The sequence below is a fragment of the uncultured Williamsia sp. genome (assembly GCF_947494875.1).
Classification (GTDB): domain Bacteria; phylum Actinomycetota; class Actinomycetes; order Mycobacteriales; family Mycobacteriaceae; genus Williamsia_A.
The window spans coordinates 36758-53540 of sequence record NZ_CANLWM010000003.1; the positions used below are offsets into that span (position 1 = coordinate 36758).

Below are 16783 nucleotides of genomic sequence, written 5' to 3' on the forward strand. Positions count from 1 at the left end.
GTCTCCTCAGTCGACGCCCAGCGTCGCTCGCAACTGCTCGACGAACCACCTCTCCCATCGCGCCGGGGTCCAGCCGCGGCCGTCGACCAGCATCAGGAACATCCGTCGCGACGCGAGGACCCACATCGCGTCGACGACGTCGTCGGCGGGCGCGTCTCCGAGGATGAGCGTCGTCGCGTGGCGGACCTCGTCCCACCGGTTCTGTTCACGGACATGCAGGCGAGCCGCCGCGTCGGTGTCGGTGACAGCGGCCTGGTCGAGCACGTTCTGGATGCGCGCGGATCGTTCGTGCGCCCCGCGGAGCCACGACGCCCCTGCGCGGATGCGGTTCTCCGGGGTGCCGTCGCCCATCGCGCGGTAGTCGTCGAGCGCCCGCACGGCGCCACCCTCGCCGGCGGTGAGGGCGAGATCGATACACGCGTCGAGGAGTTCGAGTTTGCCCGCGAACTGGTGATAGACGGTCTGTCGCGCGACGCCGGCCGCCGCAGCGACCTCGGCCATCGTGGTGGTCGACCACCCGCGCTCGCAGAACATCGAGGTCGCCGTCTCGACGACCCGACGTCGGTTCTGTCCCGCGCGCTCGGCGCGCAGCGTCGAGGAGTACTCGCGTGCCACGGATGGAGTCTAGACAGAATTGACTAGACGCTGTGTAATACGAATACCAGTCACCCCCAGGCCGCGTCAGGAGACCCCATGGCCACGATCACCGTCGACACCGAGCTCGGTCGACTGCACGTCCGTGCGCCGGATTCCGCCGGCGCGGCGGGGACGCCGGTCGTGCTGTGGCACAGCATGTTCGTCGACTCGCGCAGCTGGGACCGCGTCGCGCCGCTGATCGCCGCTCGGCCCCTCTACCTCGTCGACGGCCCGTCGTCGGGGAGCAGCGACCCGCTGCGGGCTGCCGCCGACATCCCGGCGTGCGCGCGTGCCGCCACGACCGTCGTCGACGCGATCCGCTCGTCGACGGGTGCGGACAGGGTGGATTGGCTGGGCACCGCCTGGGGCGGGCACGTCGGCATGGAACTGGCCGCCACCCGGCCGGACCTGGTCCGCAGCCTCGTCGCGATCAGTGCCCCGACCTTCCCGATCCCGCCCGCGCTGCGCGCCAAGGTCCGTCTGCTGCTGCCGCTGTACCGACTGGTCGGGGCGCGCGGTCCCGTGCGGTCGGCGATCGTCGAGACGTTGTTCACCGACGCCACGCGCCGCGACGACCCCGAGGCACTCGCCCTCCTCGACGACTCGCTGCGTCGGTCGGGCCGGGCGATGATCGCGGCGATCCGGACGGCCATCCTCAACCGGACGGACCTGCTGCCCGCGGCCTGTCGGATCGCCTGTCCCACACTGCTGATCGCCACCGACGATCGCGGGGAGTGGACCGGGGAGCAGGCGCAGGAGGCCGCCGACACGATGCGTGACGCCCGCGTGGTCACCGTCACCGGTGCCCGGGTGATCCCGGCGCTCGAACGACCCACGGCCACGGCTGATGCCATCATGGCGTTCTGGGCTGGGGTCGACGGACGGGTCGCCTCGCCGCGGTGAGAGGGGCGGGACCATGCCACGCGCGGGTGCACCATTGCGGAAGCTGGGCTTTCTGACCATCGGACGCTTCGACGGCGACAGTCCCCGCGAGGGTCACCTCGAGACGATCCGGACCATCGAACGCGCCGAGGAACTCGGGTTCGACAGCGTGTGGTTGCGCTGCCGGCACCTGCAGTACGGGATCTCCTCGCCGGTCGCCGTCATGGCGGCAGCCGCCATGCGCACCAGTCGCATCGAACTGGGCACGGCGGTCATCCCGTTGGGACTCGAGAACCCGATGCGTCTCGCCGAGGATCTCGCGACCGTCGACCTCCTGTCGGACGGTCGTGTCAATCCGGGTGTCTCCGTGGGGACGCCGATGCGCTACGACGACTACCGGCATGCGCTGTACCCCGACACCCACGACGTGGAGGACTTCTCCAAGGAGCGGGTGATGCGGCTTTTGCGGTGCCTGCGGGGCGAGCCGGTGAGTGACTTCGAGGGTGTCGTCGGCATCGAGACCTACTCCCGCCGGGTGCAACCGCAGTCGCCCGGCCTGGCCGATCGCGTCTGGTACGGCGGCGGGCTGTCGTCGGCGATCTGGGCGGGCGAGCAGCGACTGAACTATCTGACGTCGTCGGTGGTGACGACGGAGGGGACCGTCTCGCGCGACTTCGCGACCATCCAGGCCGAGCAGATCGACGCTTTCCGCGCCCACCACCCCGACCCTGCGCGGGCGCGCGTCTCGCAGGCTCTGGTGGTCATCCCCACCGACTCGGCGACGCCCGACCAGGTCCGCAAATACCGCGAGTACGCGCAGTCGCGGTTCGCTCGAACCCGCGAACCGCAGGGGCCCCGCGGGATGATGTTCGCCCCCGACCTGGTCGGGACGTCCGACGAACTCGCCGAGGCACTGCACGCACACGCGGGGTTCCAGCGCGCCGATGAGGTCGCCTTCGCCCTGCCGTTCTCTTTCGACGAGGCCGACTACGCGCAGATCATCGAGGACATGGCCACCCGTCTGGGTCCCGCACTCGGCTGGACGCCTGCGACCTAGCGGCCTTTGCCACGGAGGTAGGCGGCGAGTGCGGTGATCGTCGCGGGGTTCCGGGGACTCTCCACCAGCGCCGCGTACGGGAACGCCACGAAGTTCCCCTCGCGGACCGCTGTGGTCCCTGCCATCAGCGGCTGGGAGCGCAGCGCGTCGATCTTCGCCTGGACGGTGTTGGACGGCCCGGCGCCGTAGTCGACGATGACTATCACCTCCGGGTCCGCCTGTGCGGCGGCCTCCCAGGACACCGATGTCCAGGAGTCGTCGAGCCCGTGGAAGATGTTCGTGCCGCCCGCCTTCTCGATGATCTCGTCCGGTCCGGCGTTGCGGCCGGAGGTGAAGGGCGACGGGTCCGCGCTGTCGAAGAGGAACACGCGCGCCCGGCGATCCGCCGGCGGCGCACCCGCGGCCGCACGCGCCACCTCGGCGCGGTACCCGTCGATCAGCGTCGTAGCCCGGTCACGCACGCCGAAAACGGAACCGAGGTTGTCGAGATCGTCGTAGAGCGCGTCGAGCGGCCGTTCCACGCCGCGTCGGGTGGTGCCGGGCTGCCGACACGCCTCCGTGAGCTGGTACGGCGTGGCACCGATGGAGCGGATCCATTCCGGTGTGACCCCGGTCGACTCCTTGAAGCCGTAGTTCCATCCGGCGAAGACGAAATCGGGGGCGGCCGCCTGGATCACCTCCCGGGTGAACGCGGTCCCCAGTGATCGAGTGGACGCGAACTCCGACCGCCACGGTGAGCTGTCGACATCGCGGTCCTTGCCCTCGTAGGTGGTGTACCCGACCATCCGGTCGGCCAGACCGAGCGCGAACATCATCTCGGTGATGCCGGTGTCGTTGGTCACCACCCTGGTCGGGGTGTGCGGGATGGACAGGGGCACGCCGCAGTTGGTGACGTCCACGGTGCCGACGGTGCCGGAGGGCGCCGCGGGTTCGTCGATGCGGGCGCCGCAGCCCGCCACAAGCAGGGTCACTGCCAGCGCTGCCAGTGCGGCCCGGGGTCTCCGGTGGGTGATCATGGGGAAGTCCCTTCGTCGAAGATGATCTGCGGCACCCCGGTTCGGGGATGTGTGAGGACGTGACAGGCGACTCCGAACCACCGGAGGACCGTGTCGGCCGTGAGGACCGCGGTCGGGGTACCGCTGTCGACGATCCGTCCGCCGGACACCACCACGAGCTCTGTGCAGAACTGCGCGGCGATGTTGAGGTCGTGCAGGGCGGCGAGGACCGTGATGCCGCGGTCGCGCGCGGCGCGCAGGACGGCGTACTGGTGGGCGACGTCGAGGTGGTTGGTGGGTTCGTCGAGCACCAGCACCGAGGACTCCTGCGCGAACGCCCGCGCGATGAGCACGCGTTGGGACTCTCCGCCGGAGAGCTCGGAGAACCGCCGACCGGCGAGGTGCGATACGCCGGCGTCTGCCATCGCCCGCGTGCAGATCGCGTCGTCGCCGGTGGAGAGCGACCGCAGCAGCCGGGTGTGCGGCAGCCGCCCGGTGCGTACGACCTCGCGCACCGTGAAGTCGAGGAACATCCCACCCGACTGCGTCAGGGCGGCGACCTGACGTGCGTTCTCCCGCACCGAGACCGCGCCGATGTCCCGTGCGCCGACGGTCACGCGACCGGTCGTCGGGGCCAGCGCGCGGTACAGACAGCGCAGCACGGTCGTCTTGCCGCTGCCGTTGGGCCCGACGAGACCGACGAAACGTCCCGCCCCGACGTGCAGGCACAGATCGCGGAGGACGGCGGTGTCACCGAGGGTGACGGCGACATCCTCGTACCGGACCTCTGGCGCGGTCATCGCGTGCCAGCGCGGTGTCGTCGCTGCATGAGGAGGATGAAGGCCGGTACGCCCACCGCCGCGGTGATCGCGCCGATCGGCAGGTCGTAGGGCGGGACCATCGACCGCGCGACGATGTCGGCGGCGACCAGGAACGCCGCGCCCAGTACCGGTGTCAGCAGAAGGACCCGACGGTGGCCGGCGCCGACCAGCAGTCGGGCGACGTGGGGGAGAACCAGTCCGACGAAACCGATCGCGCCGCAGACCGACACGATGATCCCGACGACGGCCGCGGCCCCGAGGAACAGCACCAGACGGAAGCGGCCGGCGTCCACGCCGAGACTCGCGGCGACGTCGTCACCCATCGCCAGGGCATCAAGGTGCCGCGCGACCAGCAGAGCCAGGCCGGACCCGAGCGCCGCGACCGTGGCCACCAGCCACACCGAGTGCCAATCCGATGCGGCGAGACTCCCGAGGAGCCAGAACATCACGCTGCGTGCCGCGTCGCCGGCGGGCGCCAGGAAGACCAGCACCGTGGTGATCGCGGAGAACCCGTATCCCAGAGCGGTTCCCATCAGGACGAGACGCAGCGGTTCCAGCCCGGACGCGGTGCGGGCGAGTATCAGCACGACCAGTGTCGCGACGAGCGCTCCGAGAAAGGCCGCCGTCGGCAGGGCGTAGACACCGAGACCACCCAGAGCGCCGAAGAGGACCACGCCCGTCGCGCCGACGGATGCGCCGGAGGAGATGCCGAGGACGTACGGATCGGCGAGGGCGTTGCGCACGACCGCCTGGATGACGACACCGGCCACGCCGAGTCCGGCGCCCGCGGCTGCTCCGGTGAGAACGCGCGGCAGGCGGGACTCGACGACGATGCGATAGCCGGGCACGCCGGTCGCCGCCACGTGTCCGCCGACCAGATCGGCCCACAGGTAACCCAGCGCGTCGCGCGCGGGGATGGCGACACTGCCGACGACCAGTCCCAGAACGCTCACGACCACCAGCGCGAGCACCGACAGCGTGAGCAGCACCGTGACCCGTCGTCGTCCGACGTCCATGGGGACCTTCCGTCGATCGCGGTCGACGACAGGGCGCAGACGCCCGGGCGATCCCACGCAGGCCGCGGTTCGCCGAGGGCAGTGCCGCACCAGCCATGTCCCACGAGGCCGATGAGCGACCGCGCCTCGCCGGCGCGGCCGACACCGGCAGGTCTTCGGACTCCCGGGCTCGGCACCCGACGGGTGCCACCTACCTGCGACTGCTTCCCGGCCTGGGCCAGTGCGTGTCTGTCGCGTCGTTCCCGATCACCGCTGCGGGGCAGTTCCGGATTCGCACCGGATTCCCTCTTGCCGTGCCCCGTCGTCCACCGCGGTGGGCGGTCGACGGCGGGGCACACCGACGTCGCGGGGGACGCTACACGCGACCATGTCCGACTTCGCGAACCCCTGACCAAGCGAGCGCTTGGTTGTTAAGGTGTCGCCCACCATGGGTTTCATCACGCAGGAGTCCCCGCAGGTCGATTTCGCCGAGTGGAGTCGAGGGACGCGGGCGGAGAAGATCCGCCCGATGGCCCACCACTGGGCCGAGGTCGGGTTCGGTACGCCTGTCGTGCTGCATCTCTTCTACGTCGTGAAGATCGCGGGCTACGTGCTCGTCGCGTGGGCCATCGCGGCGTCGACACCCGGTGTCGGCGGGTTCACCGACGTGGCGCAGTGGTACGACGAGCCCATCGTCTTCCAGAAGGTCGTCCTCTTCACGATGCTGTTCGAGGTGGTCGGCCTCGGATGCGGCTTCGGGCCGCTGAACAACAGGTTCTTCCCGCCCATGGGCTCGATCCTGTACTGGTTGCGGCCCAGGACGATTCGCCAGCCACCCTGGCCGCGCCCGGTCCCGCTCACCCGTGGTGACACCCGGACCCCGGTGGACGTCGCGATCTACGCGGCGCTGCTCGTGATGCTGGTGGTCGCACTCGCCGGTGGCGGCACGGGGCCACAACCGGCCGTCGACAGCAGCGTCGGGCTGCTCCCGCGGTGGCAGATCGCGACGATCCTCGTCCTGCTCGCCCTGATCGGTCTGCGCGACAAGACGATCTTCCTCGCGGCACGGGGCGAGGTGTACGGCGCGTTCGCGGTGACATTCCTGTTCTCGGCACCCGACATGGTCGTCGCGGCGAAGCTGCTGTTCGTCGTCATCTGGATGGGTGCGGCGACGTCGAAGCTGAACAGGCACTTCCCGTTCGTGGTGTCGACGATGATGTCGAACAACCCGATCATCCGGACCAAGCGGCTCAAGCGATCGTTCTTCGAACATTTCCCCGACGACCTGCGACCGGGACGGCCGGCCCGGTGGATCGCGCACGCCAGCACCGTGATCGAGATGTGCGTCGGGCTCGTGCTGTTCGCGTCGACGGGCGGGTGGCTCACCTGGGTGGCGGCGGCGATCATGCTGATCTTCCACTTCGCGATCCTCTCGGCCATCCCGATGGGTGTGCCGCTGGAGTGGAACGTCTTCATGATGTTCGGGGTGCTCGCGCTGTTCGTCGGGCACGCGGATCTCGGCCTCGGCGACATCGAGAACCCCGTGTGGGTGATCGCGCTGATCGTCGTCAGTGCGGCGACGGTGGTCGTGGGTAATCTGCGGCCGGACCTCGTGTCGTTCCTGCCCGGCATGCGCTACTACGCGGGCAACTGGGACACCGGACTCTGGTGCATCACCCCGTCGGCCTCGGCGAAACTCGAGGCCGGGATCGTCGCGATCGCGGCCCTTCCGGCGTCGCAGCTCGAGCGGGTCTACGGCGGTCTCGAGGGTGCGCAGATCGCGATGTACAAGGGATATGCGTTCCGCGCCTTCAACACCCACGGGCGAGCGCTCTTCACCCTCGCCCACCGGGCGATGGCCGGCTCCGACGAGTCCGGTTTCGTCCTCACCGACGGCGAGCGCATCTGCAGCATGGCGATGGGCTGGAACTTCGGGGACGGGCACCTGTCGAACGAACAGCTCATCGCATCCCTGCAGAAGCGCTGCCACTTCGAGCCCGGTGAGGTGCGCGTGGTGCTCCTCGAGGCGCAGCCGATCCACCGACAACGGCAGCGGTATCGCCTCGTCGACGCGGCGACCGGCGAGTTCGAACGTGGCGAGATGCGCGTCGCGGACATGGCGACCCGCCAACCCTGGGACGACGACCTCCCGGTGACCGTGACGTGGAGCAGAGAGGCGTCGCCGACGGTCCCCTGAGCTGTCGGGAAGAATGGTCGGGTGATTTCTCTCGAGGTCGCCACGACCCACGGGCCGGTGCGCGGCGTAGTCGACCCCCACTCCGAAGTCCGTCGGTGGAAGGGGATCCCGTACGCGGCAGCCCCGGTCGGTGATCTCCGGTGGCGATCACCCCGCGCTCCCGAGCCCTGGACCGACGTCCGCGACGCCACCCGGTTCGGGCACGCCGCACCCCAGCCGCGGTTCCCCATGTTCGACCTGGGGGAGGGCGTGACCGTCTCCGAAGACTGCCTGGTCCTCAACGTCGCGGCACCGGCCACAGCCGATCCGTCCGCCCTGAAGCCGGTGATGGTGTGGATCCACGGCGGCGCGTACATCCTCGGCTCTGCCAGCCAGCCCCTCTACGACGGCACGCGACTGGTCCGAGACGGCGACGTGGTCCTGGTGACCGTCAACCACCGGCTGGGGCCCTTCGGCTTCCTCGAACTCGGGTCGTTCGCCACCGACGACCACGCGTTCGACGGCAACCTCGCACTGCGCGACGTCATCGCCGCTCTGGAGTGGGTGCGCGACAACATCGCCGCGTTCGGAGGGGACCCGGAGTCGGTCACGCTCTTCGGTGAATCCGCCGGCGGCGGCATCGTCACCACGCTGATGACCGTCCCGGCGGCGCGCGGCCTCTTCCATCGGGCCATCGCGCAGAGCGCGCCCGCGACGTCGATGTACGACGGCTCCCGCGCGCGCGTCGTCGCCGAGCGGTTCCTCGACATGGTCGGCGTCGACCACGACGACATCGGCGCGATCCGCGACGTGCCCGTCCGGACCCTGCTCGAGGCCTCGACGACGCTGTTCGACGCGATCCCCACCGAGTCCCCGGGGCGCCTGGCGTTCGCGCCCGTCGTCGACGGCGACCTCGTCCCCGAGTACCCCGTCGACGCCTTCCGGGCCGGTCGGGCGACGCCGGTCCCGCTCGTCATCGGCACGAACAAGCACGAGGCCGCGCTGTTCCGTCTCATCCGGTCGTCGATCATCCCGATCAAGGCCGACGCGATCCGCAGTCTGTTCTCCGAGATCGCCGTCGAACGTCCCGAACTGGTGATCCCGGCCGAGCAGGACGTGCTGTCCGCGTACTCGCGGGTCCGCACCCGATCTCGCGGACTCGCCGTCGCCCGCGACCTCGCCTTCCGCATGCCGACGCTCTGGCTCGCCGACGGCCACAGCACGGTCGCGCCGGTGTACCTCTACCGCTACGACTGGGCTTCACGCCTGCTGAATGCGCTCGGTATCGGCGCCACGCACGCGACGGAACTCGGCTACGTCTTCGGCGCCGTCCGGTCGCGCAAGCGCAGCGTCGAGTTTCTTCTCGGTGGGCACGGCACCGCCCGACGTGTCTCGGAGCGCATCCAACGTCGGTGGGCCACGTTCGCGGCGACCGGTCGCCCCGACGGGGATCACGCCGACCCGATCTGGCCTCCGTACGACACGGCGTCCCGTCGTGTCCTCGTCATCGACGCGACCGAACGCGTCGCCGACGTCGACGCGCAGCTCCGCGCGGCGTGGGGTGAGGAACCGCTCAGCTTCCACTGACATTCCCGACCGCGAGGTTCCGCGCAGCCCGGTCCCAACAGTTGGCGCACGGCTGCGATATCGGCATGCTGGAGCGTCGGGCACGTCACGCCCGACCATCGCCATCTCACCGGAGGTTCCCGTGGCCAGCACCATCCGCACATCCGTCGTCCCGTTCGTCGTCGAGGCGACCGGATCCGGCGTCGCGCAGCACCTCGTCGCGCAGGGCGACAACAAGCACGAGTTCGACACCGATGCCTACCCCGCATTCGGTGGCAAGGACGCGGCGCCCAGTCCACTGCTGTACGCGCTGGGCGCGCTCACGTCGTGCAATCAGGTGACCGCGTCCATCGTCGCCAAGGATCTCGGCATCACGCTGGGCGAGTTCACGTTCCGGATCCAGGGAGACCTCGACACCGCGGTGTTCGTCACCGGCGCCGACGGCAACGCCAACTTCGACAAGGTCACCGTCGACGTCACCGTGCAGACCGACGCCGACGACGAGACGTTCTCGCGCTTCAGGTCGGAGGTCGAGCGGCGGTGCCCGGTCAGCCAGCTCTACATCCGCAGTGGCCTGGAGTTCGTCAGCGACTGGACGCGCGCCGACCTGCCCTGACGCGGCCGGGAGTGGTCAGCCCTGCGCCTCCAGGGCGACGGGCTGCCACTCCTCCCACGTCGCGAGGCGCTTCTCGTAGTCGGCCTTGGCGATCGCGAGGGGCGCCTCGCCGAAGAACACACGCAGGGGCGGCTTCTCGGCGTCGACGACCGAGAGGATCGCTCGACCGGATGCCGCCGGATCACCCGGTGTCGTCGACCGCTGCGACCGCGCCTTCTCGGCCGCGGCGCGGACGTCCTCGTAGGCGTCGATCGTGTCCGCGTGCTTCGCCGACGGGCCGGCCCAGTCGGTGGAGAACCCGCCCGGCTCGATCAGGGTCACGTGGATGCCGAACGACTCGACCTCCTGTGCCAGCGACTGCGAGAACCCTTCCAGGGCCCACTTGCTCGCGTGGTACAGCCCGACGTTGGGGAACGCGCTGATGCCTCCGATCGACGAGACCTGGACGATGTGACCCGACCGCTGCTCGCGCAGGAACGGCAATGCCGCCTGCGTCACCCACAGGGCCCCGAACACATTGGTCTCGATCTGGGCGCGCGCCTGCGACTCGCTGACCTCCTCGACGAACCCGAACTGGCCGTATCCGGCGTTGTTCACGACGATGTCGAGACGACCGAAGTGGTCGTGGGCACGGGCGACGGCGGCGAAGTCCGCGTCGTGGTCGGTGACGTCGAGCTCGATCGGCAGGATCGCGTCGCCGTACTTCTCCACCAGATCGTCCAGCGACGACGTGTCCCGTGCGGTGGCGGCCACCTTGTCGCCGCGATCGAGTGCCGCGATCGCCCACTCGCGACCGAAGCCGCGCGAGGTGCCGGTGATGAACCAGATCTTCTCAGCCATGCCCATCGCAACGACGATGTCCGACTTGCTAGTCCCGGACGGCTCGCGGACCCACCACCCGCGCGCCGAGGTCGGTGACCCTGCGACGCAGTTCACGGTCGGCCGTCACCGCGATGCGCTCCGCGGACGCCGCGATGTCGGCCACGACCGCCACGATCGCGTCGTCGCCGGACCCCGGCGCCTCGACCACCTCGACGGTCGGTGTGGACGGCACCCCGCGCGCGGCGCCCTCCACGACGAGGACCACGCGCGCCGATCCCGAGCCGTCGACTCCCGTCGCCGCGAGGCCGGCGATCTCGTCGCGCAGTCGCTCGGTCGCGCCGCGCCGATCGCGCCACCACCCGTCGGGTCGGGAACCGACGACGTTGGCGGCGTCGACCACGATCACGGTCTCGTCCACGCCTGCGACCCTATGTCCGGTTCGTGCCGCCGACGACGAGCGTGGCTACGGTCGGGTGGGACGTCGTCGGAGTGAGGGGTGTGTCGTGGAGTATGTGAACGTCGGTCGCAGCGGCCTGAAGGTCTCGCGGATCTGCCTGGGCTGCATGAGTTTCGGAGAGCCCGACCGCGGGCCGCACGAGTGGACGCTGCCCGAGGAGGAGTCGCGGACGGTGATCCAGCACGCCCTCGAACAGGGGATCACGTTCTTCGACACCGCGAACGTGTACTCGGCAGGGTCGAGTGAGGAGATCGTCGGCCGCGCGATCCGCGACTTCGCCGACCGTGAGGACGTCGTCATCGCGACCAAGGTCTACAACAACGGTCGCCCGCATCCGAACGAGCGGGGCTCGTCGCGCAAGGCGATCATGACCGAGATCGACACCAGCCTGCGGCGCCTCGGCACCGACTACGTCGACCTCTATCAGATCCACCGGTGGGACCCGACGACGCCGATCGAGGAGACCATCGAGGCACTGAACGACGTCGTGAAGGCGGGCAAGGCCCGCTACATCGGGGCGTCGTCGATGTTCGCGTGGCAGTTCTCGAAGTCGCTGTACACCTCGGAGCTGCACGGCTGGAGCAAGTTCATCTCCATGCAGGACCACTACAACCTCCTCTACCGCGAGGAGGAGCGGGAGATGCACCCGCTGTGCGCCGATCAGGGGATCGGTGTGATCCCGTGGAGCCCGCTCGCGCGCGGTCGGCTCACCCGCGACTGGGACACCGAGACGACGCGATCGCAGACCGACCAGTTCGGGTCGACGCTGTACGACGAGGGCGACAAGGCGACGGTCGACGCGGTGTCGGATCTGGCCGAGACGCGTGGCGTCCCGCGCGCGCAGATCGCGCTGGCGTGGATGCTGCACAAGCCAGTCGTCAGCGCCCCGATCATCGGTGCCGGCAAGACGGCTCACGTCGACGACGCCGTCGCCGCGCTGGACGTCTCGCTCTCCGACGACGAGATCGCAGCCCTGGAGGCGCATTACGCCCCGCGGCCCATCGTCGGCTTCTCCTGACCGGGGTCGCTGCGGCAGGCTCGGGCGCATGAGAGCAGTCGTCTACGAGCGCTTCGGCGGACCCATCGATCTGCGGGACGTGCCGCCGCCGGTGTGCCCCGACGACGGGGTGGTGGTGGCCGTCGCCGCCACGGGCCTGTGCCGATCGGACTGGCACGGATGGCAGGGCCATGACCCCGACATCCCGCTGCCGAACGTGCCCGGACACGAACTCGTCGGTGCGGTCGTCGAGGTCGGTGCCGGTGCGCGGCGGTGGTCGCCCGGTGACCGGGTCACCGTCCCGTTCGTGTGCGCCTGCGGCACCTGCTCGACCTGCCTGCGCGGTGACCAGCAGGTGTGCGAGCGCCAGCAGCAGCCCGGTTTCACCCACGCCGGGTCGTTCGCCGACCTCGTCGCCCTGCGATATGCCGACGTCAATCTCGTCGCCGTCCCGGACGCGGTGTCCGACGAGGCCGCCGCCGGCCTCGGGTGCCGGTTCGCGACGGCCTATCGCGCGGTCACCGCTGTGGGTGCGGTGCGTGAGGGCGAGCGGGTCGCCGTCCACGGATGCGGGGGCGTCGGTCTCGCCGCGGTGATGATCGCCGCATCCCGCGGGGCCACCGTGATCGGCATCGATCCGTCCGAGCGCAGTCGCGCGATGGCCCGGGATCTCGGAGCCGCCGAGGTCGTGGAGTCCGCGGACGGGCTGCGCGACATCGACTGCTCGCTGGACGCGTTCGGGTCCCCGGCGACCATGCGCGCCTCCATCGCGACGCTGCGGCCGCGGGGTCGACACGTGCAGGTCGGGTTGCTCGGCGCCGACACCGATCCCGGCGTACCCATGGGGTCCGTGGTCGCCCATGAACTGCAGCTGCTCGGCAGCCACGGCATGGCCGCGCACGAGTACCCCGCGATGCTCGCCGACATCGCCGACGGCGTCGTCGACCCGCGCCCGCTGCTCCGCGACGTGATCGGCCTCGACGACGCGCCGGGACGTCTCGCCGACCTCGGCACGCCGGGTGCCGGCGCCGGTGGGGTCACCGTCATCCGCCTCTGACCCGACCGCCGGAGTTCACCGGGGGTTCGCCGACATCGGGGTGAGCGGTTCCCCGCAGGTGTTTCGCTCTGCTCATGACCCGACTGCGCGTCGTCCTCGCCGCTGCCGCCCTCACCCTGTTCGCCCTCGTCGGCGACGGGGCACTCGCCCACGCCACGCCCACCGAGCAGTACCCGATCTCCCCGCAGGTGCAGGCGGCGTCGCAGGTCTACCCGGGCCCGCCGCTGTCAGAGCAGTCGCGGACGACGCTGCGGGCGACCGCGTTCGTCACCGTGCCCAGCAACTATGTCTACGACACGAGCCTGGAACCGGTTGCGCGACACGACTACTGCACGTCGTCGCCGGACAGCTACTTCGCGGCCGACTTCCGCGGCCCCTGCGCGCGCCACGACCTCTGCTACGACGCCGCCGACCGTGCCGGCACCTCGTACACCGCCTGCAACTCCGCGCTCCGCACCGACCTGATCACCAACTGCGCGTACGCCTACGGCACCAGCGGCACGGGGTACTCGACCTGCAAGGCCACCGCCGACATCTACTGGGCGGCGGTCACCGCGGCGCACCTCTGACGCCCTGGCGCATACTCGGCGCCATGATCCGCAACGTCGTGATGGGGCGGCTGCGTGCCGCGGAGGGTGAGCAGGCCGAGCAGGACCGCGCCCGACTGGAGGCCGCGCTCGCGGGTATCGCAGCGCTGGACCTGCCCGGTTGTCTGGCCAACCACACCGGCCGTGACGCCGGTCTGCGCGACGGCGGCTGGGATTTCGCGATCACCAACGACTGGGCGACCGTGGAGGACTACCGCGGCTACGACGTCGACGCCGAGCACAACGTCCACCGGGCCGAGATCGTCGCCGTCGCCGAGCAGGTCGCCCGCGTGCAGTTCGAGATCTGACGGCCCGTCCCCGATGGCCCTCACGGTCGAACCTCGCGCCCACGGTGTCCGACGCGCCCCGCGTGCGCGCGGTGCCGCGCTGGCCCCTGTGCCGGCCCCTCGTCACCGACCCGGGCTGGTGGAGACGGTCGGCACGACGATCCGCGACCGCGGATGGTGGGTCGCTCCGGTAACGGTCCTCGGCTGCGCGGTGGGATCGCGGTGGGGCAGACCCCGCGTCGGCGCCTCGCTGGGTGCGGTGTCCGCCGCGGGTGCGGCCGCGACCGTGACCGCCGTCGGGCCGCGGACACCGGTGGTGCCGGTGCGTGCGGCCGCCGACCCCGAAGTGCGCGCACCCGAGCGGCTGCGCGTCGTCGAGTTCAACGTGCACGGCGGCATGGGCGGGTCGGGCGAGTTCCTCGCGACCCCGGCGAAACTCGACCGGCTGGCGCAGGCCATCGCCGACCTCGACCCGGACGTCGTCCTGCTGCAGGAACTGGACCGGTTCGCGCTCCGGTCGAGCCTGAGCGACACCCTGTGTGCCCTCGCCCGGCGACTGCACCCGACCGGCGCGGTGATGACGGTCAACGCCGAGAAGATCTACGGCCGCCAGGAGGGTCCCGGGGTGCTCACGTTCCACGGCATCGTCCTGACCGACGCACGGACCCTGCGCATCGGCGACGCATTCGGAGACGACTGGGCCCGTCGGGCCCGATCGGCACTGGCGGCATGGGCCGATGTCGCCGGCAGTCGATGGGGGTTGCGGCGGCGGTGGTTCCCGACGACCACCGAACACCAGCCCCGCGGTGCCACCGACACGATGGCGGTCACGCCGCAGGGCACCGCGATCCGGATTCTCTCGGGGCATTTCAGCTCGCCGCACGACGGCGTCGACGAGGTGGCCCGCCAGGTGGCGCCCGTCCTCGACACCGTCCGGCTGTGGCCGGGGCCGACGATCCTGGGCGCCGACTTCAACACCCAGCGTGACTCGGCCGAGTACGCGGGGGAGACACGACTGGCCGCGGCCGTCGGCCTGTCCGACGCCGGTACGGGAACCCGCTCGACCAGCGATCGGGTCCTGGTCTCGGACCATTTCCTCGTGCGTGACGCGCGCGTCGTCGACCGGCCGCAGGCAGAGCGGGCTGTCAGCGACCACTCGCCGGTCGTGGTCGATCTCGAACTGCGACCGTGACGGCGACCGACTCAGCTGAGGTGAACGGTCCCGTCGGCGGCGACGCGCCAGCCGGGGTTGTGGGCGACCTCCCACACGACGCCGTTCGGGTCCCGCACGATCGCGTGGAAGATGTCACCGAACGCGCCGTCCTCCGGGGGTGTGACGACGGTGCCGCCCGCGCCGGCCATGCGGGCAACGACCTCGTGGACCGCGTCGCGGTCGTCCACGTTGTGGGCCAGCGTCACCCCGCCGACGGTGCTGCTGGTCGCTCCGGCGACGTCGGCGGCGAACTTCTCCGCCTCGAAGAAGCCGAGCACCAGCCCACCGGCGATCTGGAAGAAGACGATCTCGTCGGGCACGTCGAGCAGTGGCTCCCACCCGAGTCCGTTCACGTAGAAGCGGCGCGCGGCGTCGAGGTCGGCGGTCGCGAGGGTCATGAAGTGCACGCGGTGATCGGTCGGGGCGCCCGTCATGGTGCGACCGTAGCGGGAGGGGGACGTCATCGGGTTCCGTCGTGACGAGCTGCTCGCGTACCGGGACGCGGTCGTCGACGACCTCGTCGACGACCGCTGTCGGCTGTTGTTCGTCGGGATCAACCCGAGCCTGTGGACCGCGGCGACCGGCGCCCACTTCGCGCGGCCCGGCAACCGCTTCTATCCCGCCCTGTACCGGGGTGGTCTCGTCGACCGGCGGATCGACGCGTCGTCGGGGATGTCGGCGGCCGATCGCGAGGTGATGCTCGGAGCCGGGATCGGCATCACCAATGTCGTCGCCCGGGCCACCGCGCGGGCCGACGAACTCGCCGACGACGAGCTGCGCGCCGGTGCGCGTCGACTCGCCGAGACCGTGCGCGCGCTCGCGCCGCGCGTGGTCGCCGTCGCCGGGATCACGGCCTACCGCACCGGGTTCGGGCACCCCAGGGCGACGGTCGGCGAGCAACCGCGCGACCTCGCGGGCGCGCGGGTGTGGGTGGTCCCCAACCCCAGCGGACTCAACGCGCACGAGACCGTCGACACCCTCGCCGAGCACTACCGCGAGGCCGCCGTCGCCGCCGGACTGGCGGTCGCGGACCGGCGATACGGTGGGGCATGACCGAGCAGCGCTCGACCCCGCTGGCCCCCGACCGCGCCGCCGACCTGCGTGCCGCGACGTTGACCTATCGCGACGTGGGGGCCACCCTCACCGGGCTGCCGTCGGGCTACCACCACCTCCACCACGACGGCGTCGTCGGACAGGGCAGGCGGCGGTTCGAGCAGTGCGCCGAGGCGGTGCTCGCATGGCAGGTGCAACTGCGATCGGGTGCGCGGGTCGCGGCGACCGACGACCCGCTGGTGGAGGGCACGGTGGCCGACGTCCTCCTCGGTCCGGGACCGCTCGGGTTGCGGGCACCGGTGCGAGTGGTGCGCGTCGTCGACGAGCCCACCCGGGCGGGATTCGTCTACGGCACCCTCCCCGGTCATCCCGAGGACGGCGAGGAGGCGTTCCTGGTCCACCTCGACCACGACGGGACCGTGCGTCTCGCGGTCACCGCGTTCTCGCGACCCGGCTCGCTGCTGACGCGGGTGGGCGGGCCGGTCGCCCGAGTCGCCCAGCGGATCATGGCCCGTCGCTACGTCGCGGCGATCAGGTCGCTGTGACCCGGTGTGTGGCGCGCGACA

The 16783-nt window shown here is 70.8% G+C and carries 19 protein-coding genes and 1 riboswitch; of the genes, 12 read left to right on the forward strand and 7 right to left on the reverse strand.

Annotated elements, in window-relative coordinates:
- Positions 1-6: 6 nt before the first annotated feature.
- Complete coding sequence (locus Q1A98_RS08350) at positions 7-615, reverse strand: TetR family transcriptional regulator (RefSeq protein ID WP_299571962.1); 609 nt, start codon at positions 613-615, stop codon at positions 7-9.
- A gap of 78 nt (positions 616-693) precedes the next feature.
- On the opposite strand from Q1A98_RS08350, the gene Q1A98_RS08355 reads away from it, so the two are divergent.
- Both Q1A98_RS08355 and Q1A98_RS08360 read left to right on the forward strand, forming a co-directional pair.
- On the forward strand, positions 694-1539 hold the full coding sequence (locus Q1A98_RS08355; RefSeq protein WP_299571965.1) for an alpha/beta hydrolase: 846 nt from the start codon (positions 694-696) through the stop codon (positions 1537-1539).
- A 13-nt stretch (positions 1540-1552) separates the two neighbouring features.
- Positions 1553-2575: an LLM class flavin-dependent oxidoreductase gene (locus Q1A98_RS08360; protein WP_299571968.1), complete on the forward strand. Its 1023-nt coding sequence runs from the start codon at positions 1553-1555 to the stop codon at positions 2573-2575.
- On the opposite strand, the gene Q1A98_RS08365 is transcribed toward Q1A98_RS08360, so the two are convergent.
- The 3 genes from Q1A98_RS08365 to Q1A98_RS08375 are packed head-to-tail and all read right to left on the reverse strand — an operon-like array spanning position 2572 to position 5407.
- Complete coding sequence (locus Q1A98_RS08365; protein ID WP_299571971.1) at positions 2572-3591, reverse strand: ABC transporter substrate-binding protein; 1020 nt, start codon at positions 3589-3591, stop codon at positions 2572-2574. The genes Q1A98_RS08360 and Q1A98_RS08365 overlap by 4 nt on opposite strands.
- Positions 3588-4370, reverse strand: coding sequence for an ABC transporter ATP-binding protein (locus tag Q1A98_RS08370; protein ID WP_299571973.1), 783 nt, complete (start codon positions 4368-4370; stop codon positions 3588-3590). Before Q1A98_RS08370 ends, Q1A98_RS08365 begins: the two co-directional genes overlap by 4 nt.
- Entirely contained in the window at positions 4367-5407 is a 1041-nt protein-coding gene (locus Q1A98_RS08375; protein ID WP_299571976.1) for an iron ABC transporter permease, read from the reverse strand. Before Q1A98_RS08375 ends, Q1A98_RS08370 begins: the two co-directional genes overlap by 4 nt.
- A gap of 149 nt (positions 5408-5556) precedes the next feature.
- A riboswitch (cobalamin riboswitch) is annotated at positions 5557-5697 on the reverse strand.
- A 137-nt stretch (positions 5698-5834) separates the two neighbouring features.
- Here Q1A98_RS08375 and Q1A98_RS08380 point away from each other — a divergent pair.
- The 3 genes from Q1A98_RS08380 (at position 5835) to Q1A98_RS08390 (ending at position 9744) form a co-directional block, all read left to right on the forward strand.
- Complete coding sequence (locus tag Q1A98_RS08380) at positions 5835-7583, forward strand: DUF3556 domain-containing protein (RefSeq protein WP_299571979.1); 1749 nt, start codon at positions 5835-5837, stop codon at positions 7581-7583.
- 21 nt (positions 7584-7604) lie between these two features.
- On the forward strand, positions 7605-9149 hold the full coding sequence (locus Q1A98_RS08385; protein ID WP_299571981.1) for a carboxylesterase/lipase family protein: 1545 nt from the start codon (positions 7605-7607) through the stop codon (positions 9147-9149).
- A 121-nt stretch (positions 9150-9270) separates the two neighbouring features.
- Positions 9271-9744, forward strand: coding sequence for an OsmC family protein (locus tag Q1A98_RS08390; protein ID WP_299571983.1), 474 nt, complete (start codon positions 9271-9273; stop codon positions 9742-9744).
- A 15-nt stretch (positions 9745-9759) separates the two neighbouring features.
- Here the strand turns inward: Q1A98_RS08390 and Q1A98_RS08395 are convergent, their stop codons facing one another.
- Positions 9760-10584, reverse strand: a complete 825-nt coding sequence (locus tag Q1A98_RS08395; protein ID WP_299572807.1) for an SDR family oxidoreductase — start codon at positions 10582-10584, stop codon at positions 9760-9762.
- Positions 10585-10612: 28 nt separating this feature from the next.
- Positions 10613-10984: an NTP pyrophosphohydrolase gene (locus tag Q1A98_RS08400; protein WP_299571986.1), complete on the reverse strand. Its 372-nt coding sequence runs from the start codon at positions 10982-10984 to the stop codon at positions 10613-10615.
- Positions 10985-11069: 85 nt separating this feature from the next.
- Here Q1A98_RS08400 and Q1A98_RS08405 point away from each other — a divergent pair, with 85 nt between their 5' ends.
- The 5 genes from Q1A98_RS08405 to Q1A98_RS08425 all read left to right on the forward strand — a co-directional run bounded on the left by Q1A98_RS08405 (position 11070) and on the right by Q1A98_RS08425 (position 15143).
- A complete protein-coding gene (locus tag Q1A98_RS08405) occupies positions 11070-12041 on the forward strand; it encodes an aldo/keto reductase (RefSeq protein ID WP_299571989.1) in 972 nt (323 codons plus the stop codon).
- Between the two features lie 28 nt (positions 12042-12069).
- Positions 12070-13077, forward strand: a complete 1008-nt coding sequence (locus tag Q1A98_RS08410) for an alcohol dehydrogenase catalytic domain-containing protein (protein ID WP_299571992.1) — start codon at positions 12070-12072, stop codon at positions 13075-13077.
- 74 nt (positions 13078-13151) lie between these two features.
- Entirely contained in the window at positions 13152-13646 is a 495-nt protein-coding gene (locus Q1A98_RS08415) for a phospholipase A2 (protein ID WP_299571995.1), read from the forward strand.
- 23 nt (positions 13647-13669) lie between these two features.
- Positions 13670-13972: a Dabb family protein gene (locus Q1A98_RS08420; RefSeq protein ID WP_299571998.1), complete on the forward strand. Its 303-nt coding sequence runs from the start codon at positions 13670-13672 to the stop codon at positions 13970-13972.
- Positions 13973-14060: 88 nt separating this feature from the next.
- Complete coding sequence (locus Q1A98_RS08425) at positions 14061-15143, forward strand: endonuclease/exonuclease/phosphatase family protein (protein WP_299572000.1); 1083 nt, start codon at positions 14061-14063, stop codon at positions 15141-15143.
- Between the two features lie 11 nt (positions 15144-15154).
- On the opposite strand, the gene Q1A98_RS08430 is transcribed toward Q1A98_RS08425, so the two are convergent.
- Positions 15155-15598 carry a VOC family protein gene (locus tag Q1A98_RS08430; protein ID WP_299572003.1) on the reverse strand — a complete coding sequence of 148 codons (444 nt, stop codon included), beginning with the start codon at positions 15596-15598 and terminating at the stop codon, positions 15155-15157.
- Positions 15599-15626: 28 nt separating this feature from the next.
- Here Q1A98_RS08430 and Q1A98_RS08435 point away from each other — a divergent pair, with 28 nt between their 5' ends.
- Together Q1A98_RS08435 and Q1A98_RS08440 are read left to right on the forward strand one after the other, a co-directional pair.
- Entirely contained in the window at positions 15627-16217 is a 591-nt protein-coding gene (locus Q1A98_RS08435; protein WP_299572808.1) for a mismatch-specific DNA-glycosylase, read from the forward strand.
- Positions 16214-16762 carry a DUF1990 family protein gene (locus Q1A98_RS08440; protein ID WP_299572005.1) on the forward strand — a complete coding sequence of 183 codons (549 nt, stop codon included), beginning with the start codon at positions 16214-16216 and terminating at the stop codon, positions 16760-16762. The genes Q1A98_RS08435 and Q1A98_RS08440 overlap by 4 nt, the downstream gene beginning before the upstream one ends.
- The last annotated feature ends 21 nt before the right edge of the window (positions 16763-16783 follow it).